General features: G+C 49.4%; 18 protein-coding genes and 1 tRNA gene. 15 read left to right on the forward strand and 4 right to left on the reverse strand.

Annotated elements, in window-relative coordinates:
• Positions 1-52 precede the first annotated feature (52 nt).
• From typA to GJU87_RS17875, 7 genes are all read left to right on the forward strand, one after another.
• Positions 53-1,852 carry a translational GTPase TypA gene (gene typA, locus GJU87_RS17845; protein WP_153640717.1) on the forward strand — a complete coding sequence of 600 codons (1,800 nt, stop codon included), beginning with the start codon at positions 53-55 and terminating at the stop codon, positions 1,850-1,852.
• A 639-nt stretch (positions 1,853-2,491) separates the two neighbouring features.
• A complete protein-coding gene (locus GJU87_RS17850) occupies positions 2,492-2,947 on the forward strand; it encodes a hypothetical protein (RefSeq protein WP_153640718.1) in 456 nt (151 codons plus the stop codon).
• Positions 2,948-2,965: 18 nt separating this feature from the next.
• Positions 2,966-3,292: a PadR family transcriptional regulator gene (locus GJU87_RS17855; protein WP_025862542.1), complete on the forward strand. Its 327-nt coding sequence runs from the start codon at positions 2,966-2,968 to the stop codon at positions 3,290-3,292.
• A 32-nt stretch (positions 3,293-3,324) separates the two neighbouring features.
• The gene (locus GJU87_RS17860) at positions 3,325-4,887 is read left to right on the forward strand and encodes a PspC domain-containing protein (protein WP_153640719.1); all 1,563 of its coding nucleotides are present in this window, start codon (positions 3,325-3,327) and stop codon (positions 4,885-4,887) included.
• Between the two features lie 45 nt (positions 4,888-4,932).
• Positions 4,933-5,436: a DUF4252 domain-containing protein gene (locus tag GJU87_RS17865; protein ID WP_153640720.1), complete on the forward strand. Its 504-nt coding sequence runs from the start codon at positions 4,933-4,935 to the stop codon at positions 5,434-5,436.
• A gap of 21 nt (positions 5,437-5,457) precedes the next feature.
• The gene (locus GJU87_RS17870) at positions 5,458-5,667 is read left to right on the forward strand and encodes a PspC domain-containing protein (RefSeq protein ID WP_025862545.1); all 210 of its coding nucleotides are present in this window, start codon (positions 5,458-5,460) and stop codon (positions 5,665-5,667) included.
• 240 nt (positions 5,668-5,907) lie between these two features.
• A complete protein-coding gene (locus tag GJU87_RS17875; protein WP_228492044.1) occupies positions 5,908-7,374 on the forward strand; it encodes a DNA/RNA non-specific endonuclease in 1,467 nt (488 codons plus the stop codon).
• Here GJU87_RS17875 and GJU87_RS17880 read toward each other — a convergent pair.
• Positions 7,371-7,682, reverse strand: coding sequence for a hypothetical protein (locus tag GJU87_RS17880; protein WP_153640721.1), 312 nt, complete (start codon positions 7,680-7,682; stop codon positions 7,371-7,373). The two genes, GJU87_RS17875 and GJU87_RS17880, sit on opposite strands and share 4 nt — an antisense overlap.
• A 281-nt stretch (positions 7,683-7,963) precedes the next feature.
• Here GJU87_RS17880 and GJU87_RS17885 point away from each other — a divergent pair, with 281 nt between their 5' ends.
• From GJU87_RS17885 to GJU87_RS17915, 7 genes are all read left to right on the forward strand, one after another.
• Positions 7,964-8,191 carry a hypothetical protein gene (locus GJU87_RS17885; protein ID WP_153640722.1) on the forward strand — a complete coding sequence of 76 codons (228 nt, stop codon included), beginning with the start codon at positions 7,964-7,966 and terminating at the stop codon, positions 8,189-8,191.
• A 38-nt stretch (positions 8,192-8,229) separates the two neighbouring features.
• Positions 8,230-8,808, forward strand: a complete 579-nt coding sequence (locus GJU87_RS17890) for a non-canonical purine NTP diphosphatase (RefSeq protein ID WP_153640723.1) — start codon at positions 8,230-8,232, stop codon at positions 8,806-8,808.
• Positions 8,809-8,817: 9 nt separating this feature from the next.
• Positions 8,818-10,827 carry a YfhO family protein gene (locus GJU87_RS17895; protein WP_153640724.1) on the forward strand — a complete coding sequence of 670 codons (2,010 nt, stop codon included), beginning with the start codon at positions 8,818-8,820 and terminating at the stop codon, positions 10,825-10,827.
• A gap of 42 nt (positions 10,828-10,869) precedes the next feature.
• Positions 10,870-13,182: a two-component regulator propeller domain-containing protein gene (locus GJU87_RS17900; RefSeq protein ID WP_153640725.1), complete on the forward strand. Its 2,313-nt coding sequence runs from the start codon at positions 10,870-10,872 to the stop codon at positions 13,180-13,182.
• A 3-nt stretch (positions 13,183-13,185) separates the two neighbouring features.
• Entirely contained in the window at positions 13,186-13,911 is a 726-nt protein-coding gene (recO, locus tag GJU87_RS17905; protein WP_153640726.1) for a DNA repair protein RecO, read from the forward strand.
• A gap of 118 nt (positions 13,912-14,029) precedes the next feature.
• Entirely contained in the window at positions 14,030-15,190 is a 1,161-nt protein-coding gene (locus GJU87_RS17910; RefSeq protein ID WP_153640727.1) for a methionine aminotransferase, read from the forward strand.
• A 72-nt stretch (positions 15,191-15,262) separates the two neighbouring features.
• A tRNA-Arg gene (locus tag GJU87_RS17915) sits at positions 15,263-15,337 on the forward strand.
• A 143-nt stretch (positions 15,338-15,480) separates the two neighbouring features.
• On the opposite strand, the gene GJU87_RS17920 is transcribed toward GJU87_RS17915, so the two are convergent.
• Complete coding sequence (locus GJU87_RS17920) at positions 15,481-16,488, reverse strand: virulence RhuM family protein (RefSeq protein WP_153640728.1); 1,008 nt, start codon at positions 16,486-16,488, stop codon at positions 15,481-15,483.
• 344 nt (positions 16,489-16,832) lie between these two features.
• Here GJU87_RS17920 and acnA point away from each other — a divergent pair, with 344 nt between their 5' ends.
• Positions 16,833-19,613: an aconitate hydratase AcnA gene (gene acnA, locus GJU87_RS17925; protein WP_153640729.1), complete on the forward strand. Its 2,781-nt coding sequence runs from the start codon at positions 16,833-16,835 to the stop codon at positions 19,611-19,613.
• 69 nt (positions 19,614-19,682) lie between these two features.
• Here acnA and GJU87_RS17930 read toward each other — a convergent pair whose 3' ends face one another.
• Together GJU87_RS17930 and GJU87_RS17935 are read right to left on the reverse strand one after the other, a co-directional pair.
• Positions 19,683-21,029: a PAS domain-containing sensor histidine kinase gene (locus tag GJU87_RS17930; RefSeq protein ID WP_153640730.1), complete on the reverse strand. Its 1,347-nt coding sequence runs from the start codon at positions 21,027-21,029 to the stop codon at positions 19,683-19,685.
• Positions 21,019-22,371 (reverse strand): sigma-54 dependent transcriptional regulator, encoded by a 1,353-nt coding sequence (locus GJU87_RS17935; protein ID WP_153640731.1) that lies wholly within the window; start codon positions 22,369-22,371, stop codon positions 21,019-21,021. The genes GJU87_RS17930 and GJU87_RS17935 overlap by 11 nt, the downstream gene beginning before the upstream one ends.
• Between the last annotated feature and the right edge of the window lie 240 nt (positions 22,372-22,611).

Consider the following 22,611-nt stretch of genomic DNA (forward strand, 5'->3'; position numbering starts at 1 on the left):
TCAAAATAGTACACGGATTTAATTCCTATATTTGCCGACTAAATTTTTGAAGATGCAGAACATTCGCAATATTGCCATTATTGCCCACGTCGACCACGGAAAAACGACACTGGTTGACAAGATGATACTTCATTCGAAGATCTTTCGTGATAACCAAAAACCGGGCGAACTGATCCTCGATAGCAACGATTTGGAACGGGAACGGGGAATTACCATCCTGTCAAAAAACGTTTCTGTTGTTTATAAGGATATTAAAATCAACATCATCGATACGCCTGGTCACTCCGATTTTGGAGGCGAAGTAGAGCGTGTACTGAACATGGCCGATGGTGTGTTGTTGCTGGTAGATGCCTTTGAGGGAACCATGCCGCAAACCCGCTTCGTATTGCAGAAAGCCATTCAGCTGGGGCTCAAACCCATCGTTGTCATTAACAAGGTCGACAAGCCCAACTGCCGTCCGGAAGAAGTTCAGGAAGAGGTTTTCGACCTGATGTTCTCGCTTGACGCGACAGAAAAACAGCTGGATTTCCCAACCGTATACGGGTCTGCCAAACAGGGCTGGATGAGTACCGATTGGAAAGAGAAAACCGACGATATTATTCCTTTGCTTGACGCGATTGTAGAGCATATCCCTGCTCCCATCGAAAACAAAGGAACTCCGCAGATGCTTATTACCTCGCTCGATTACTCCAAGTATGTCGGACGAATTGCCATTGGCCGGGTCAACCGGGGCGAGCTGAAAGAAGGCATGAATGTTTCGCTGGTGAAGCGTGATGGTAAAGTTATCCGGACGAAAATCAAAGAACTGCAAACCTTTACCGGCCTTGGTCGTGAAAAAGTGGAGACGGTTCAAAACGGCGATATTTGTGCCCTTGTCGGAATTGACGGTTTCGATATTGGCGATACGGTTTGTGATTTCGAAAACCCGGAGCCACTCGACCCGATTGCAGTCGACGAGCCGACCATGAGTATGTTATTCACCATCAACAACTCACCTTTCTTTGGTAAAGAAGGAAAATTTGTCACCAGCCGCCACATCCACGACCGGTTGATGCAGGAGCTGGAAAAGAATTTGGCACTGCGTGTCGAAACCACCGAATCGGCTGATGCATGGAACGTGCACGGACGAGGCGTATTGCACCTGTCGGTTTTGATTGAAACCATGCGCCGCGAAGGATACGAGCTCCAGGTTGGGCAGCCTCAGGTTCTCTTCCGTGAAATCGGCGGAGAGAAACACGAACCTGTCGAATTGCTGCACATCGACCTTCCGGAAGAGATGAGCGGAACTGCTGTGGATATGGTTACCCGCCGTAAAGGAGAAATGATGAACATGGAACGCAAAGGCGATCGTATTCACCTCGAATTCGAGATTCCTTCCCGTGGTATCATCGGTCTGCGTACCGGCATGCTGACAGCCACCCAGGGAGAAGCAGTGATGTCGCACCGTTTCCATAAATATGACCTGTTTAAAGGCCCTATCGAAACACGACTGAACGGTTCATTAATTGCCATGGAAACCGGAACCGCTTTCGCTTACGCGTTGAATAAACTGCAGGATCGCGGACGTTTCTTTATCGACCCACAGGAAGAGATTTATGCCGGACAGGTTGTTGGTGAGAACAGCCGCGAAGGTGATTTGGTCCTCAACGTAACCAAATCGAAAAAGCTGACCAACATGCGCGCATCGGGTTCCGACGACAAAGTGCGTCTGGCACCGCCCATCCGTTTCAGCCTCGAAGAAGCCCTCGAATACATTCAGAAAGATGAGTATGTAGAGGTAACGCCAAAATCCATTCGTCTTCGTAAAATCCTCTTGGATGAAAACGAACGGAAACGCGCTTCGAAGAAATAAATTCATCAAAAATATATCAGGAACCACTCCAAAACCGGAGTGGTTTTTTTTATGTCTTTACTTTTTGTCGACGACTTTATTTCGCAATATTTCAGAATTTCATGAATTGCTTTGTCGACTTTTTTACCACCTGAAAGAAATAATTGCTTCCCCATATTTTATAAACTGTCTAGCCTCAGCTGTGTAAAATATTTACGATTTGAAAGTTTGCCTTTACATTCTGAAAATCCTCAAAAGAATAAATGGCGTTTATTAGCATCATCTAAGAAAAGAATAATTGTAACAGTAAGCCCAATTAGATAACCAATCTTGAAACCCCAAAAGGCTGCCTCCGGACTATTTTTCGGCAGGCAGCCTTTCGTTTTTCCTTCCGGAAGAAGCCACAATTTTCAAAATGAGCTGAATTTTTCGGTTTATCTCAAAAAAAATCTGGCAAAAATCTCATTCTCACAAACTGCCAGTCTCTCTTTTAAATTAAAGGGTTTTAGACTTCTATCAACTTTGTCTCACCTCAAAAAATAAATCTTTTTCGGAAAAATATACTACTTTGCATTGCATGGTACCATTCTTTGTTCATATATTTGCATTACATACTTCAATGCCTTAAAAGGTATTTTTGAGAATGTAAATCAAAAAACGATGAAACGAATAGGAAATCACATCACGGTAACCCTGGCACTGGCAGCAATGCTGTTTTTAAATTCCTGCACACCAACTGCCGGCTTTCACCCCGCTTCCCTGCTGGTTGGAGAAGGTTCAAAGAGCACGGTGATTTCAACTGTTCTATTGAGACTTCCCGGAAAATTGGTCGATGCAACTGTCACCGAAATGGAAGCTCATTTCATGAAGAATAAACAGAAACATAAAAAAGAAGTCAAGCAGAACGCTTCCGAAAAAGTGTTAAGCCTTCCGATACATACCCGGATTGCTAACCCCATTCCGTTAAAGAAAGACAACAAAACACTCAAAGACACAAAAGCATCAAATAACAATAGCCATACAAGTACTAGTGGAACTACCAAGCTGAAAAACAGCAACGAACCGAACCCGGACACCAAACCCCAGGACGCCCCGGTTAGTTGCCAGCTGATGTAGATAAAGAAAGGGATCGCAATGAAACTGGAAAATACAAAAGCACAAATGCGCAAAGGAGTATTGGAGTACTGCATTCTCCTGATACTCTCCAAGCGCCCATCCTATGCTTCCGACATCATCGGGGAGATGAAGTCGGCTCGCATGATTGTGGTGGAAGGCACCCTTTATCCGCTGCTCACGCGGCTGAAAAATGCCGGTCTGCTCGGATATCGCTGGGAGGAGTCGTCACAGGGACCTCCCCGGAAATACTACGAATTAACCGAAAACGGCAGCCAATTCCTCTCCGAACTGGAAGGCTCGTGGCAGGAACTGGTCGGAGCTGTCGCTGAAATCAAAAACAGTTAACTGGAATCGCCCGAAACACAAAAACATTGGACATGAAAAGAACACTAACCATCAATATCAGCGGAACCGTTTTTCACATCGATGAAGATGCTTACGATAAGTTACAGGCTTATCTTCTCGACATCAACCGGTACTTCGGTTCCGATCCGGAAGGAAGAGAAATCATTATGGACATTGAAGCCCGTATAGCTGAACTCTTCCAGGAAAAGACAAAATCCGACGGCAATGTGGTCACCATTCAACATGTAGAAGAGGTAATCGAGGTGATGGGCCGGCCATCCGATTTTGCCGTTGAAGAAGAAGAGGAAGAACCAACAGAACACAAGAAGCGCACTTTCCGGACAGGAAAAAGGCTCTACCGTGACCCGGAACACCAGGTAATCGGAGGTGTCTGTGGCGGATTAGGTGCCTATTTCAATCTTGACCCGGTGATTTTCCGTCTGGCGTTCGTTCTGCTTTTCCTCGTCTCGCACGGAATCATCCTGTTGCTTTACCTGATTTTCTGGATCGTTGTCCCAAAGGCCATCACCACTTCGCAACGCCTTGAGATGCGGGGTGAGGACGTCAACATCGACAACATCAAAAAGACCATCAAGGATGAGTTTCAGGACGTAAAAAAAAATTATCAAAAGTTCCGAAATTCCCCTTCGTACGAGCGCGGGCGGGACAAAATAAATGAAGCAGGTAGTGTGTTGGGTTCCGTTCTGCGCGTGATACTCAAAGTCATCGTCATTATTATTGGCGTTGCCCTGATTATCGGCGGCTTACTCACCATTATTGGATTAGTCGGTTCGTTATTCATCTCGAATACTTTCCTGGGAATTGTTCCGTGGGGTAGTCATGTGGTTCCGAATTTCTTTCACTTCTATGTGGGAACCGACACGTTGAACTGGCTGATGATCTCCGTTGCCGCCCTGGTTGGAATTCCACTGCTGGCACTGATTTACCTCGGCACCAAACTGGTTTTCCGTTACAAATCGAATAATGCAGCAGTTGGCCTCTCCGCCTTCGCGCTCTGGATTATTGCTTTAATGATTTTACTGGGGACCGGCATTAGCAAAGTCAACTACTTCAAACGTCAGGGAACGTATACACAACGTCGCGAAATAACAACAAAAGCCGATACACTGTACCTGAAGCTGGCTCCGGATGAGTACCGCGATTACATCGACAATGATATTCAATTTGACGATATGCGCATTGCCTCGCTCAACGGACGTACTGTACTGGTAGGCCACCCGACCTTTGATATTGAGTCGACTTCCGGTACAGAACCGGAACTGATTATCCGTTCGAAGGCCCGCGGGAAGACCATCGACATGGCACAGGACAATGCGGAAGATGCTAATTACAAGATTGTCATCAAAGATTCGCTGGTCAACTTCTCACCCTGGTTCGAAATTGCAGAAGGAAAACAGTGGCGTGACCAGGAAGTACATGTCATTCTTCGTCTTCCGGTAGGAAAGACCGTTTATCTCGGCGACAGAATGGTTAAAATAATCAATGACATCGAAAATACTACCAATACCTGGGATGGCGACATGGTCGGAAAATACTGGACCATGACACCTCAGGGGCTTTCAATGGCAAAATAAACGGTTTGCCGGACACCATAATTCATCCATAAAAACGAAACCGAGATGAGTTTGATTTATAAAATCGGAATTATGATTGCGCTGTTGCTGACCTCACTGGTCTCCAACGGGCAAAGTAAATCGTACCGGATTTACAGCGAATTTGACCAACAGGACGGCTTCTCCTGGTTCTCTGTATCGAAGAGTATGCTCGATGTGGTAGACCTGACGCTGAACGACGAAAACAAAAAAGTAACCGGCGATTTGAAAGAGATCCGGATCATGGTTTTCAATCCGAAGAAAACGCAGTTGCATAAAGATTTCTACCGGATGATGAACCACAAGCTATCGCGGATGCGCTACAAAAAGGCAGAACCCGAAGACAGCGATCCGTCCGATAATGTTGCGTTCTGGATTAAAGGCAACAAGCGTAAAGTGCGCGAATGCCACATTGTGATTGGAAATGATAATCCGAATGGATTGAACTGCCTCATCTCTTTTTATGGTGACATGGATGTCCGCAACCTCGATGAGTTGAAATCAATCGGCGAAAGCCAGATAGATCTTTAACCAACAAAATTTTAGTTAGCTATGCAGAAAAGATTAACCCGTTCGTATCACAAAAGCCTGCTTGGCGTATGCGGCGGCATCTCCGAATATTTGAATCCACAAATGGACCCGGTATTCGTGCGAATAGCGTGGGTCGTATTATCATTTATAAATCCGCTGATGGTAGTGCTCTATTTCGTGCTGGCCATCATTATGCCCGAACCTGACTATCGTTATCATAGCGGGTACTAGTCAGGCTTTCGGGCAACCCTTTGAAGAGGCAGTTTTTCGAATGCACTGCCTCTTTTTTTGTTTTCTAACTTCCGCATCTGAGCGCTCCCTCGCATATTTATATCCTCAAACCGGATAACCGCTGGTTCCATTTTCAATTTTAACACTTTATCCGTTGTAATTTTCCTAAGTTTGGACCTACCAATCATTAACTGACAGAAAACTCCCCCATTTCAGCGAGTTTTAGAGGATTTTTATGATATGAAGAAACTACCGACAAATCTGCAGCGATGGCTTTTCATGGCCTTCGTCATCCTGGCCATTGCCAGCTGTTCTAAAAACGACGTTCCGGGTACATCACCCGATAACAATCAAACCGGAACGGATTCCGGTTCCGGCAACAACAGCGAGCCGTTTTCATTAACCGAAACCTTCGAAAAAGGAGAAAAAACAGCTTATGCTGTCGGAAACGTTACGCTGAGCACCGGAAGTTGGTACTTTGATGACGCTTTGCTAGGAAATCTTTCCAGCGATGCCAAAGACGGGAACCAATCGGTGCGGTTGCGCAACGGAAGCGTTGCGATGAATTTTGACATCAACGGTGTGCAAATGCTTTATGTAAAGCACGCGAAATTCGGCAACGACGGTAATTCCACCTGGAAACTCATGCTTTCCGACGACGGTGGTTCGACATACACCCAAATCGGGAGCGATATCTCCGAAACGTCCACCACGCTGAAAACCGACTCGTTCAGTATCAGCGATACACTGGCGGTTCGGTTCAAAATTCAGAAAACCGGCGATACACGAATAAATCTCGATGACATTACCTTCAAAGGAATAGGCGACCCGGGCGTTTCTGTTTCCGAGCCCGATACCACCTCTACCGGTGGCGGCGGCGGTTCCACTTCCGATGCTGCCGAACCAAGGGATGTGACCGTTGGAACCGATGCACCTCCGGCATCAGGAGACAACAGCAACCTGCTGCTGGGAAATCCGTCGGATGCCGTGAATTCCATCGTTTCGAAAGACAATTACCTCATCGATATGGGCTATTATACCGAGTCGTACAGTGCGAGCCGGGCCGAGCCCAACTGGGTGAGCTGGCACCTCGATGCTTCGAATATTTCCCACGCGGTGAGCCGGCAGGACAATTTCGCTGCATGGGCCGATTTGCCCTCCGACTGGTTCCAGGTGCAGGATAACAGCTACCACGGAAGCGGATTCGACCGGGGACACAACTGCCCTTCGGCTGACCGGACCAGCTCAGTTGACGCCAATTCAGCCACCTTCCTGATGACCAATATGATTCCACAGGCTCCCAACAACAACCAGCACACGTGGGCCGATTTAGAAAATTACCTGCGCGATGAAGTCAGGAATAAGGGCTACGAAATCTACATCATCATGGGGTCGTATGGAGAAGGCGGAACTGGCTACTACGGCACTACGGTTAACACCATCGATAACGGGAATATTGCCGTGCCGTCCCATATCTGGAAAATAGCCGTCATGCTCAAAACAGGAGACAACGATTTAAGCCGGATTGATTCCACCACCACGGTTCTGGCCGTGAATACACCCAACACAAACAACATCGATGCGGATTGGACCCAATACATTGTTACCGTTAGGGATATTGAAAAGGCCACCGGATACAACTTCCTGTCGGAGTTGCCACAATCGGTGCAGGACGCCATCGAAACAAAAACTTATTCGGTCAATTAGCAGTTGACGAGCAAAATATTGAACGCGGCCGGGAGATGTTTCCGGCCGTTTTTTCTTTTACAGGAAATTCCCATCGACCGCCGACCTCCCCTGGCCCGCTTTCTTCCCGAAAGGTTCGCCAAACAAGCGCCGGAGTTCTTCCAACGGCTCGCTGAGTTCTTTGCTCGCCCCCTGACTGCCACTGCGTCAGTCGAGACTGCCATTGCGTCGGTCGCGGAGTTGTTTTCTTTATCCCCGGAGATGTTTTCTTTACTTGTCACGTTCATTTCTTCAAGGCCGGAGATGTTTTCTTCACCCGTCGTGTTCATTTCTTCGTGGCTCGGGTGGTTTTCGCTATTTCCCGGGATGTTTTCTCTACATGCCGGATACTTTCTCCGCCAGCGAAACTGGTTGTAAAGCTTTGCTCATATATTTATCACGGACGATAAACAGACCCGTTTCTGAAGAATTGGGATACAGGCAATCCCAAAGTCCCCGAACTCATTTTCCACCAGAATTCAACATTTAATCCCAAAGTCGGGACTGCATTTTATTGCCCTTTCCCCGCTTTCTCTTTTTTCGTACCTTATTCTTACTAAAACCGCTGGTCATGAATACATCAGGAAGAAACAACCGGCGAACCACCTGGCTGGGCCTGGCTGCTCTTTCAGCCATTGCAGGCCTCATGCTGATGGTGATTTCCCGCTACGACCCTTCGTTGCTGTTTCTGTCCGGGCTCTTCATCGGTGTTTCGCTATGCATCACCATCCGTTTGTTCTTCAACTCCCGCTCGAAAAAACCACAGAACCTTCCGCACGAAAACGACGATTCGCCCTAAATGCTTTACATTTGTGCCAAACGCATTTAGGATTATTTATGAAAAAACTGGTTTTTGCCACCAACAATCCACACAAACTGAGAGAACTTCGCGAAATACTGGGTGAACAGTTCGAACTGCTCAGCCTGAACGACATCGGTTGTGCCGACGACATCCCGGAAACGGGGGACACGCTGGAAGCCAATGCCGCCCAGAAATCGTTTTACATCTGGGATCGCTACCACATCAACTGCTTTGCCGACGATACCGGCCTCGAAATCGATGCCCTGAACGGCGAACCGGGGGTTTACTCGGCCCGCTATGCCGGTGAGGCCAAAGACGCCCGCGAGAATGTGAAGAAAGTGTTGCGGGAAATGAACGGAGAAAACAACCGGACTGCCCGCTTCCGCACCGTCATTTCCTTAATCATCGATGGGAAAGAGACGCAATTCGATGGAATTGTAGAAGGTGAAATCCTCACCGAAACACGCGGCGATGCCGGCTTCGGCTACGACCCTATTTTCCTTCCGGAAGGAAAACAGAAAGCGTTTGCCGAAATGGAAGCAGACGAAAAGAATGAAATCAGTCACCGGGGCCGTGCCGTGGCCAAGCTGGTCGACTACCTGAAGAACAACTAAACCTCCGTTATGCAGCTAACGCGAAAAAAGACCTTGCTCATTTTGCTGGTGGCCGTGCTGGCCGCTTTCTGGCAGGTAGCCTTTTTTCGCAACACGCTCAAATGGGACGCCCTCGATATCTCCTTTCCGTGGCGGTTCATCATCACCGCTACGGCGTGGCATGGCGAGTTGCCTTTGTGGAACCCGTTCCAGTTCCTGGGATTTTCACAGCACAGCGATCCGCAAACCTGGTATCCCGTCTTCTGGCTCTTTGCCCTTGCCGGGAAATACACCCTTTACTCGCTGAGCCTCGAGTTTTTACTGCACATTTTCCTGGCTGGTTGGGGCATGTTTCGCTTAACGCGAAGCCGAGGACTGTTGCCGGAAGTAGCGCTCTTCTGTTCCATCGGGTACATGTTCTCGGGCTTTTTTGTGGGAAATGCCCAACACCTGGGCTGGATCATTAGTGGCGCCTGGCTTCCGTTTGTCTTCAATGCTTATCTACGTTTCCTGGAAAAGGAAAAACCGCGCCACCTGGCTTTGACGGTCCTTTACCTCTTTTTCCTGTTCACCGGCGGTTACCTCGCCTTTTTTGTCACCACCGTCTATCTTCTCATCGGTATTTTTCTGTGGCGTACCTACCGGGAAATCCGAAACAAAGCATTTGCACGGCTGGCCCGCCAATGGAAAAGCCATCTGTTGCTCGGCGTTATTTTCTCCGTGGTTAGTGCTGTCGTCTGGTTTTCGCTGCTCGACCTGATACCGGCCATGCACCGCGGAAACGGCATCTCGCTGGAGCGGGCGCTCTCGGTTCCGTTCTATCCGGTTGACCTGCTCTCGCTCTTTTTCCCGGCAGCGCAGAATTACAGTCGCTCATTCTGGATTGGCGACCAGTCAATGATCAACGTTTTCTTCGGCATACTGCCCATAACGCTATTCGTTGCCTGGATTTTTACCAAAGGAAAGAAACGTACCGAGTGGTGGTACTTTGCCGGCGCCCTGTTTTTCCTGGCCGTATCGCTCGGACAAAGTCTGCCGTTACGGACGTGGCTTTATTACGCCCTACCCCTTTTCAACTATTTCCGCATTCCGGCCCTTTTCCGGCTGTTTTTCGTGTTTTTCAGCTTGCTGTTGGCCGGGACATTCCTCAACCGGATGATCGCACATCATAAGCACCGGTTGCGAAGAATGACGGCCGTTGCGCTCTTTGTTTTCGCACTGTTCGCCTCTCTCCTGCTCTTTTTCCTGACGGGAAAACCGGAAGACCAGGCGCTGCATGCCATTTTCCGGCAAGCGGTATTGGAGGAAATTCTGCTCTTCGCTTTCTGGTATCTCATTCTCCGGATGAAGAAATCGAACTGGCGACTGGTGTTGCCCGGGCTTATTTTCATCGACATGCTGTTCGCCGTTCAAAGCAACATTCGCATGTCGGTCATCGACGATTTCAGGCCGGCTCAGACACAAGCTGAGTTGAACCGGCTGCCCAAAGGTTTCCCAATTCCCGATTTAAACCAACGAATTGCCACCGTTCGCCAACGAACACCCGATATTCGTCCGCTGTGGCGGAATGTGCCAACTTTCTACAAGCAAATTAGTTTCGACGGCTATTCGCCTTATCAGTACCGCAATTGGCTCGCGCTGGAAGATTCGTCCGTTTTTCGGGAGGTAATCAACCATCCGTTGCTCTTCTTCCGGAAGGAAAACGGTAACGATTCAACCCGAATTGTCATCACCGGATTTGGGGCTAATTACATCGAGGTGGATGTTTCGCTGAAGGGACCTTCGGAACTAATGTATCTGCAGAATTTCAAAAACGGCTGGCAGGCTTTCATCGATGGGAAAGCGACAACCATTCAGCCGGCTTACCGGTCCTTGATGCAGACTTCGGTGCCGGCCGGTGAGCATCACATCCGGTTCCGCTATCATCCGAACAAAGTGCTGGCAGCGTTCGCGGTTTCAGCCATCAGCTTTTTGCTTCTGTTAGTTTGGCTCTTGTGGGACTCTTTTCTGCGGAAGCGAAAAAAGAAAACGGTTGCCTGACGCGATTTTTTTAACTTGGGGCAAGAAAACAAACCTGACGGAATGCACAAACGAATTTACTTCCTCCTGCTTTTACTGGTTACCGGAATCACCCAGGCCCAGGTGCCTTTGTACCACTGGCGATCGCATCTCTCGTTTAACGATGTGTTAGCCGTAACCGAAGCGGACGGAAAAGTGTTTGCTGCGACCAGCCAGGGACTGTTCAGTTATAATCAGAGCGATAACAGCGTAGAGACCTTCACCCGGGTGGAAGGTTTGTCGGATGCCGGAATTTCAGCCATTGGCTGGTCGGATGCGGCAGGCGTGCTGGTGATTGGTTATTCCAACGGCAACATCGATTTACTGAACGGCGAAACCGTGCACAACATTTCTGCCATCAAGCGGAAGACGAACCTCACGCGAAAATCCATCAATCAAATCATTACCGATGGCAGCGATGCCTACCTCAGTTGTGGTTTCGGCATTGTAAAGCTGAACCTTGACAAACGGGAAATCAGCGAAACGTGGTTGATTGGTAGTGGTGGCGCTTCGGTGATGGTGAATGCATTGGCCATCGACAACCAATATTACCGGGCAGCAACTGCCAGCGGAATTTACCGGGCGCGAAAAGACGAACCCAACCTGCAGGATTACGCCAACTGGGAGCAACAAACCTCCGTTCCCGGCAACACCGACGACTTCACTTCCATCGCTGCTTTTCAAAACGAAGTGTATGCTTTCGACAATACCGCCAAACAATTGTACCGATGGAACGGAAATTACTGGCAAACAGCTTTCACCGGCATCAACGATTGCCTGAACCTGACCAGCAGCAACGACCAACTGGTAATTACCCGAAGTGAGTCGGTTGATTTGTACAACGGCTCTTCGCTCTCGTCTATCACCACCTACAGTCCGGAAATTGTACAATGGCAAACCATTTCTCCCACCGATGCGTTCGCCGGAAGCAATGGTAACCTTTGGGTAGGTGACAGCAAATTTGGAATGGTTGAACGAACCAGCGGCGGAAGCTTTCAGCAAATCATTCCGGATGGTCCGGCTGATAATTTGGGCGCTTCACTCTCATCCGGCGACGGGACCGTTTTTGCCGCGACCGGTTCCAAAAGCGGCGATGTATTCCTGCCCGCTGAAGTTCATCTTCTGAGCAACGGCGAATGGCACACCATCAACGCCAATACCACGAAGAATCTAGATAATGTAAATGATTTGGTTCGGGTGGCTTCCGTACCCGGAAATCCCGACAGGTTTTATGCCGCTTCGTGGGGAAAAGGATTGATTTCCTTCGATAATCTCCAGGCAACGGAACATTACGATCCATCCAACTCACCATTGGAAGCGTATGGCGATAACCTCTGCTGGATTGGCGGCTTGTCGTTCGACCGGAATAACAACCTCTGGATGACCAATGCGTTGGTCGAGCACCAGGTAAAAGTGCTGAAAGAAGACGGCAGCTGGGCCAGTCTGAAATATCCGGGATTGGAAAGCACCGACAATTTTGTGGGCGATATTCTTGCTACGAAATCAGGCATCAAATGGGTTATCATCGCGAATGTGGGTTTGTTTGCCTTCGATGACAACCGCACCATCGACGACCAGACCGACGATAAATACCGGAAGGTGACCGTGAGAAGCGTTTTCTCCAACAACGAAACTATCATTTCCAAGCTGTACTCGAACATCCAGTGCATGGCCGAAGACCAGGACGGTGCGTTGTGGGTTGGAACCGGAAAAGGCGTGGTGGAATATTACAACCCCGATAAGGTCTTCGACACGTCCGACTTTTACGGCATCCAACCCGGTGTTGATTTGGGCGACGGTCTCTATCACCCGCTGCTGGAAAAAGAAGTAGTGACCTCCATTGCGGTGGACGGCGGCAACCGGAAATGGTTCGGAACAAAAAATTCCGGCGCCTTTCTCTTCTCGGATGACGGTCAAACACTCATTCGCCATTTCAATACCGAGAATTCGCCCCTTCTCTCCAACAATATCAAGTCGATAACCATCAATGCGAAAAACGGTGAAGTATTTTTTGCCACCGATTACGGTATTCAGTCGTACATGAGCGATGCATCGGGTGGTAACCAAACATTCGCCAACGTATATGTGTTTCCCAACCCGGTGAGGGAAACGTATCACGGCGATATTACCATCGATGGTTTGATGGATCAGTCAACCGTAAAGATTACCGATATTGCCGGCAACCTGGTTTTCCAAACCACTTCTAATGGTGGCCGGGCTATCTGGAACGGCAAAGATTCATATGGACGCCGGGTGAACACTGGTGTGTACCTGGTCTTCTGCTCCGACCAGAACGGCGACCAGAGTTTCGTAACCAAACTCCTTTTTATCCGGTAAACCATGCAACAGAAAACACGCGCCATTGTCCTCCATTACCTTCGCTACGGCGAAACCAGCATGATTGTCACGCTGTACACTGAAGCGTTCGGGCGGATGTCGTTCATGATGCAAGGCGTTCGTGGAAAGAAGTCGCGCAGCAAAGCCAACCTGTTGCAGCCACTCTTCCTGCTCGATATGGAAGTTTCGTACAAACCGGGCCGCGAACTGCAGCGCGTAAAGGAGATGCGCAATGCGGTGCCTTACTCTTCCATTCCATTCGAAATCGGGAAATCGACACAGGCCATGTTCCTCTCGGAAATTCTTTACAAGGTGTTGCAGGAAGAAGAACCGCGTCCCGAACTGTTTGAATTCCTGTTTCACGCGATACAGTACCTCGATTTGGCAACCGAAGGAACCGCCAACTTCCATCTGGTATTTCTGCTGCAGTTTGCCCGCTATCTGGGCTTCGGACCGAGGGACAATTATTCCGAAGAAAAACCGTATTTCGACTTGCGCAACGGCGTGTTTGTCACCATGCCGCCTCCGCATTCTGAGTACCTGCACAAGGACGAAAGCCGCCTGTTCGCTAAGCTGATTCACGTCAATTTCGATTCGCTCGAAACCCTAAAACTCGATCACAAACTGCGCGACCGCTACCTCGAAGCACTGCTCGACTATTTCAGTTTGCATCTCGGGAGTACCATCCACATTAAATCCCTCCCGGTACTAAGGGAATTATTTTCGTAACACAATCTTCACGCAAGCGTTTTCTCTTCCCGAAAAATCAAGTAAATTGTAGGTGTAAAAAGGCTGTTGCGCCTTCCAAATAATTACTACTTTTGACCCCAATCTTCTAAAAAAATATATGGTTTCATCAAAATTGCCAACATCAAGAAGAAGTATCATTGCGACGATGACTGACTTGGCAAAAGAACATAACGCCATTGACCTCGCCCTGTCGGTTTCTGATCTTCCCAGCCCGGAACAGCTCGTTGAGCTGATGCATAAATATGTATCGGAAGGATACAACAACTATGCGCCCATGGAGGGAATCGAGCCGTTGCGCCGCGTTATCGTCGACCGCATTAAGCAACTACACAACAAAGAATACAATCCGAACACCGAAATCACCATCACCGCCGGCTCTACGCAGGCCATGGCCACCACCATCAGTGCGATGATTAAAGAGGGCGAAGAGGTGTTGTTGTTCGAACCGGTTTCGGAATCCTACATCTCGGCCATCGAGCTGAATGGCGGACGTCCGGTGTACGTGAATCTGAAGAAGCCCGATTTCCATATCGACTGGGACGAGGTGAAGAAGCTGATGAACGCCAAAACCCGGATGATCATCATCAACAACCCGCAGAACCCCACCGGCCGCGTGATGAACGAAGAGGACATCAACCAGTTGAAACGGCTGACCAACGGAACGCGGATTGTGATTCTGGCCAACGAGATTTTCGAGCACATTGTATTCGACGATGAGAAACACCGCAGCATGTCGTCGGTTCCCGAACTCGCGGAACGCAGCATCGTGGTTTCCTCTTTCGGACCGGTGTACAAAATCAGTGGCTGGGGAATTGCCTACGTGGTGGGCCCCGAGAAACTGATGAGCGAGTTCCGGAAAATCCAGCAGTTCCAGGGATACAGCGTGAACACGCCCGGACAGTATGCGCTGGCCGAATTTCTGCAGGAAGATAACAAGTACGAAGAGATTGCCGATTTCTACCAGGGCCGGCGAAACTATTTCAACCGCCTGATGAGCGAAAGCAATTTCGAAATCATTCCGGCCACCGGAACCTATTACGAAATTCTCGATTACAGCAATATTTCCGACGAAACCGACGTGGAGTTTGCCATGCGGTTGGTGAAGGATTACGGCGTTTCGGTATTGCCACTTTCGGCTTTCCGGCATGAGAAAACCAAATCGAGGATGCTGCGCATTTGCTTTGCCCGCAACAACGACGTGCTGGAAGAAGCAGCCAAACGTTTGTGCGCTGTTCCGGTGTTGGATCCGGCGAGGTAATTGCCAACGGCCCGGCTTGTCTGTAATTGATTTTTATCTATTTTTGCACTGCCCGAGCGCAGTGTTTTTTATGGCCCCATAGTTCAAGGGATAGAACGACAGTTTCCTAAACTGTAGATCCAGGTTCGAGTCCTGGTGGGGCTACCACACCTCCTGACTTTCAGGAGGTTTTTTTGTTTTTGACACCGTATTCGGCACCGTAAGAATTACGATCTACAATATTTTTAAAAATGTCGGCCCTTTGCCTTTATGAGCATTATTTTCCGGGAAGACATGATACCAGGTATATATTATTCTTTCTTTCTGGATTTTATTTCCTGTTCAATTTCCTTCAAATCCTGTTCATCTGCCTGTCGCGCTTCCCAGGCTTTTCGCTTCGAATCAAATTGTTCGTAAATTTCTCTCACCTTCTTCTCCATTATCGAATTGCTAATCGTGCCTTTTCCCCGAAGAATCTTTTGATCATTAAAATCCAAAATTCGATCGACATTTTCCCTCCAAAAAGAAATGGTTAAATCAAGCCTGTTTTTCGCTCGAAACTCTGCACTTTCCAGAAAAATGACAACTAAACGATTGAGTGTGTCTATTTCATCTGCTGTGAGGTAGTTTTTAGCCGTGAAAATATCGCCTTTCCGAACAATGCTCCCTTTCCATGAAGTTAAATTCATATTAGGCGAATCAGCGCTGGCCCGTGAGACAATAATCTCAGCCGCGGTTTTGCCTGTTACTGCATACAACAACTTATTTTGTGTCTCTGCAAAAAACATTTGCGTTGCTTTATCGGAAGAATCGTAATCACTACTTAATGAAAAAAGGTCGCGAACTTTCTGGTAGAAACGTTTTTCTGATGCCCGTATATCCCGAATCCGACTTAAGAGCTCATCAAAGTAGTCGGGTCTTCCGTCCGGGTTCTTCAAACGTTCATCATCCATTACAAAGCCCTTGATCATGTATTCTTTTAGGTTGCGATTTGCCCACATTCGGAATTGCGTTCCTCTTTTGCTCCGCACCCGAAAGCCTATCGCCAAAATCACATCAAGCGCATAAAATGTTACACTATATTCCTTGCCATCTGCAGCAGTTGTTAAGTAATTCTTAACAACTGATCCATCACCTAATTCACCATCTTTCAATATATTGGATATATGCATACTAATGTTTGGAACCGAGGTGTCAAAAAGTTCCGCCAGTTGACTTTGGTTCATCCAGACACTCCCATCTTTAGCATAAAGGGATACGGAAGCCTTACCGTCAGGTGTGTTGTAAATGATAATATTTTGCATGTTATCGTGTTCCATCTTAATTCTTTTTTTCTTTGGCAGATAGGCTATTGTGTTCCTGTATCAGGCAATCTTTTTTAAAAATTTTGACCCGGTTTATTCGAACAATAGCTCTTTTTCTAATCCAAAACACTTTGGGACGAGACCATAAATCCAAATTTAACGAAATAGTTTATCATTTGGGGGTATACACTATTTCGCTACTGGTTCAACTCAAACTCCTTTAATAACCTGTCTCTTCTCCCAAACATTCCCTCCCCATTGAGTGTTAGAAAATTACTGGCTGGCGCGCATCATGTATCAGCTGCCGATTCATCTGACCGAGCCAAACATCGAATTTCACACCATAAAAACCTGTTAGTATGAAGTCTGAATCACCATATCGATTCGAAAAAGAATTGAAAACCGCCAAGGGCTCCTTCCGGTATTTCAGTTTGCCCGAACTGGAAGCCAAAGGACACAGCATTTCTCACCTGCCGTTTTCCATCCGCATTTTGCTGGAGAACGCCCTCCGCAATTACGACGATTTCGCCGTCACCAGCGAGCACATCGAAACGCTTCTCAACTGGAAGCCGGAACCGTCCGACAAAGACATTCCCTACAAGCCGGCCCGTGTGCTAATGCAGGATTTCACCGGTGTTCCGGCCGTAGTCGACATTGCTTCGCTGCGCGCCGAACTGGCCCGGAAAGGCAAGAACCCGGACAAGTTGAACCCGCAAATTCCGGTCGACCTGGTCATCGACCACTCGGTACAGGTCGATTATTTCGGTACCGAGTATGCCTACCGGCGAAACGTGGAAGTGGAGTACGAACGCAACGGCGAGCGCTACCAGTTCCTGAAATGGGCACAAAAGGCATTCAAAAATTTCAGCGTGGTACCGCCCGGCATGGGCATTTGCCACCAGGTGAACCTGGAATACCTCGCCCAGGGCGTCATAGAGCGCGATGGAACGGTTTTCCCCGACACGCTGGTGGGAACGGACAGTCACACCCCGATGGTGAACGGAATCGGCGTCGTTGGCTGGGGCGTCGGCGGCATCGAAGCCGAAGCGGCGCTGCTGGGTCAACCCATTTATTTCATCATGCCGGAAGTGATCGGATTGCAACTGACCGGCCAGTTGCCGCCCGGAACGACAGCGACCGACATGGTGCTGACCATCACACAGCTGTTGCGGAACTACGGCGTGGTAGGCAAATTCGTCGAAGTCTTCGGTCCTGGCCTCGACCATCTGACGGTTCCCGACCGGGCGACCATCAGTAATATGTCGCCGGAGTTCGGTTGCACAGTCAGCTACTTCCCCATCGACGACCAAACGCTCGATTATATGCAGAAGACTGGCCGATCGGAGGATCAGATTCAACTGGTGAAAGATTACTGCCAGGCTAATAACCTGTGGCGAACCGGTAAGGAAGAAATCACCTACACGGATGTACTGGAGCTCGACCTCTCGACGGTTGAACCGACAGTTGCAGGTCCAAAACGTCCGCAGGACAAGATTTTACTGCGTGAATTCAAGCCGAAGTTTGTCGACTTGCTACAAGAAAGTTTTGGGCGCAAATACATCGAGCCGGATAACCGCGAAATCGTCCGCTGGTCGGCCGAAGGCGGCAGTCAGCCGGTACACACGTATGCCGGCGGTCAGCGCGAAGTAGAAGTGGAAAGTCAGAACGACAAAGGCCTGAAGATGGTACAGGTAACACTGGGGCAGGAAAAATTCCAGCTTTCGGATGGTTCGGTAGTCATTGCCGCCATCACCTCGTGCACCAACACGTCCAATCCTTCGGTGATGATTGGTGCCGGACTGGTTGCCCGAAAGGCCCGCAGGCTGGGACTGACTTCCCGTCCGTGGGTAAAAACCTCGCTGGCGCCGGGCTCCAAAGTGGTTACCGATTACCTCGAAAAGGCCGGCCTGCTCACCGACCTCGAAGCGCTGCGGTTCCACCTGGTGGGTTACGGATGTACTTCGTGTATCGGGAACTCCGGTCCGCTGCCGCCGCACATCGCACAGGCAGTCGACGACAATGAACTAATCGTCTCTTCTGTCCTTTCGGGAAACCGGAACTTCGAAGCCCGCGTTCACCCGCAGGTAAAAATGAATTTCCTGATGTCGCCCATGCTGGTGGTTGCTTTCGCCATTGCCGGCCGCGTGGATATCGACCTGAACAACGAGCCGGTGGGTTACGACACCAATCAGCAACCGGTTTACCTGAAAGATATCTGGCCGACGCCGGAAGAGATATACGAAACCATGCAGAACGTGCTGTCGACGGACGATTTCCGCAAGGATTACAGCACGATAACCGACGGAAACGAAATCTGGCAAAACCTGCAGGCACCCGACGAACAGCTTTATTCGTGGGAAGAAACGTCTACTTACATCAAGGAAGCGCCGTTCTTCACCCATCTTCCGGAAAAACCGGAAAAGCTACAGGAGATCGAAGGCGCCCGGGTACTGCTCTCGCTGGGCGACAGCGTAACCACTGACCACATTTCGCCGGCCGGTTCGTTCAAAGCCGATTCTCCTGCCGGGAAATACCTGACCGAACGGGACGTAAAACAGAAGAACTTCAACTCGTACGGCTCACGCCGCGGAAACGACGAGGTAATGGTGCGCGGAACATTCGCCAATGTGCGGATCAAAAACAAACTGGCTGAGCAGGAAGGCGGTTTTACTACCTATTTGCCTTCCGCCGAAGAGATGCCGGTTTACGACGCCGCCATGAAATACCACGACGACGGAACGCCTTTGCTGGTGCTGGCCGGGAAAGAGTACGGAAGCGGTTCCTCGCGTGACTGGGCCGCCAAGGGAACTTCTCTGCTCGGCATCAAAGCGGTGCTGGCCGAAAGCTACGAGCGCATTCACCGCAGCAACCTGATTGGCTTGGGCGTGCTGCCGCTCCAATTCAAAGAGGGCGAAAGCAGTGAATCGCTGGGGCTGAACGGAAAAGAGACCTTCGGCGTGAAAGGCATCAGCGACGAGATGAAACCGCTGCAGGAGCTGGATGTGGAAGCCCAAAAGGAAAACGGGGAGACTGTACAATTCAAAGCAGTGGCCCGCCTCGATTCGCAAATCGAAATCGAGTATTACCGCCACGGCGGCATTTTGCAATATGTGCTAAGGCAATACCTCAACGAAGCATAATCATTTTGCTTACAAATACGAATGGAACGGAGCATTCGGGAAACCGGTGCTCCGTTTTTCATTTCCGGGCTAACCGGGTAAAACGACCGTGAAAGTGGTGCCCATTCCGGAAATGGAATGGAACGAGAGAGTTCCGCTGTGGCGGTGAACAATCTGACGGGAGAGTGCCAGTCCGATACCGCTTCCGCCCTGCCGGGTCGTGAAGAACGGAACGAAAACCTGGTCAGCGTATTCTTCCGGAATGCCAACGCCGTTATCGGCCACCACGATGCGGGTTTCCTGCTCGCCTTTCTGCACGCTCAGGTTGATTTCGGCATGCTCCACTTCCGACACCGCTTCCACCGCATTCTTCAGGAGGTTGATTACCACTTGCGAAATCAGTTTGTCGTCGGCTGTGAATTCCGTGATTCCGTTCGATACGTTGACGTTGAATTGAATATTCCGCTGCTGCATTTCCTGATGGTACAAAATCCGGAAACGAGACAACCAGTCCTCGATGGCGATCGGTTTCAGCACGGGTTCAGGGATTTTGTACAATTTCCGGTACCGCTCAACGAACGACATCATCAAATCGCCCTGCTCCTCGATGGCTCCGGCGCTGTTCCGGATACGCCCGATATCGATGCCGGATTGCGTGCAAATTTCGGAAACCTCCTCGGGCAACGAACGCCCGATGGACTGGGCCAGCGAGGTAATCGGGGCAATGGAATTCATGATTTCGTGCGACATGATGCGGAAAAGCTTTTGCCACGACTCCACTTCGCGCTCTTCCAACTCGGCCTTGATGTTTTGCAACGCCAGCAAATGATAATGCTTATCGCCGAAAATGAATTCGCTGGCGCGAAGCTGCAACACCACCACCTGCCCGTTGACGGTGAATTTATAGAGCAAGGGCTTGCCCGGTTTCAGTCGCTGCAGTTTCTGGTAAAATTCGGGTACGCGGTGTTCCAGCGTCTTCACGGAAGTGAGATGATGCAATTCCAGCAACTCCAGCAATGCAGGATTGGCGATGATGACCTTTCCCTGCTCGTCGTAAGCCAGCAATCCGCTTCCCGAATGGCCTATTAGTTCTGCATAAAACTGTTCCTGAAAACGGTTGTGCACCCGCTCTTTCCGGATGGCACTACGCAACCGGAGCAACGACTCCTTCAGCTCGTCGAATCCCGGGGGAGCCACCCCTTTTTCGAGGTTCAGAGATGAATCCTCGTTTAGCATTCCTTCGAAAAACAGGCTCAAATCGCGGTTGGTTTTTCCCAAAAAATGATACAACCTCCCGGCTACGATAAGGAAAACAAAGGTTGCAATTCCACTCCACAAATATCCTCCGGCGAACCACCAAAAGGCCGCCAGAATGGCCAGGGCTCCCATCACCAGAATAAAGCCAGCAAGTCTCCCGTTGAATCGGTTAAAGCCCATATTTCTTCACTTTATTGTAGAGCGTTTGTCGTGTAATTCCCAGCCGCGTAGCCGCCGAACTCATGTTGCCGCTGCTCTCTTCGAGCGCCTGTTCAATCATACTGCGCTCCATTTCTTCCAGTGTGGTGGGCGCCTCTTCCTGCTCGATGACCGGCCGGAAATGAAAATCTTCGGGCTGCAGCACTTCGCCATCAGCTAAAATAACAGCCTTCTCAATGGCGTGCCGCAATTCCCGCACGTTTCCCGGCCAGGAATACCGGCGTATTTTCTCCCGTGCCATCCCCGAAAGGGTGAGATGTTGCTTGTGGTATTTTTCGCCGTAGAATCCCAGGAAGTGTTTCGCCAGCAACACAATGTCTTCCTCCCGTTCCCGCAAGGGCGGCGCTTCGATGCGGATGGTGTTGATGCGGAAAAGGAGATCCTCCCGGAATTTTCCTTCTTCCACCATGGTCTCCAGGTTGCAGTTGGTAGCACAAATCAACCGGATGTCTACCGGAACGGCCCGGTTGGCTCCTACCGGGATTACCTGCCGGTTTTCCAATACGGCCAGCAATTTCGCCTGCAAAGGCAATGAAAGGTTCCCGATTTCGTCGAGGAAAAGGGTGCCGTCATTGGCTATCACAATCTTCCCTTCGCGGTCGACACGTGCATCGGTAAAGGCGCCTTTCACGTGGCCAAACAGTTCGCTTTCGAACAGTGTTTCGCTAATGGCGCCCATGTCGACACTCACCAGTGGTTTGTTGGCCCGTTCTGATTGCCGGTGAATGGCCTGTGCAACCAGTTCTTTTCCGGTTCCGTTTTCCCCGGTGATCAAGACATTGGCCTTGGTAGGTGCCACTTTCTCAATCAACTTGAAAACATATTTCATCGCGCTGGACTGCCCCAACAATTCCACGTTTTCCTCTTTGTGATCGTTCTGTTCGGTTTTGCCGGCCGACTTGCCCAGCTTTTCCTGCGATTGCCGTACCCGGACCGCTGACTTCAATGTTTCGATTAACCGGTTGTTGTCCCACGGTTTCAGCACAAAATCCGACGCGCCCATCTTCAACGCTTTCACTGCCAGATCAACATCTCCAAAGGCCGTTATCATCACCACCGGAATGTCCGGCTTCATCTTTTTAATTTCATTCAACCAGTAAATTCCTTCATTTCCGGTATTCACCCCGGCAACGAAATTCATGTCGAGCAGAATCACATCCACTGTATTCGTTTGAAGGAAAAAGGGTAACCGGTTCGGGTTGGAAAGTGTCGATACTGAACCGAACTCCGGCTGAAGCACCAGCTCCAAAGCTCGCAATACCGTTCGGTTGTCGTCGACGATTAAGATATTTCCGGAAGTCATAGGCACAATTTGATAATCAAAGATAAGTTGCCAATCCCCGACAATCAAGGGGTTGTAAAAACATTTGTCGAACTTGTCAAGAAACTTGACATCTCCGGACCCCCCACCGCAGACATGACACCCTTATCAGATTGATTATGTACGCCTTGCCTTCATTGGCACAGAATTGGTAAAGAGGTGTGCAGAGCCGGAAAAGTGTACGCTAAAGCGGATAAACAACGCTTTTTAGGGCTAAAAGTA

The organism is Prolixibacter sp. NT017, assembly GCF_009617875.1.
In the GTDB taxonomy this organism is placed as follows: domain Bacteria; phylum Bacteroidota; class Bacteroidia; order Bacteroidales; family Prolixibacteraceae; genus Prolixibacter.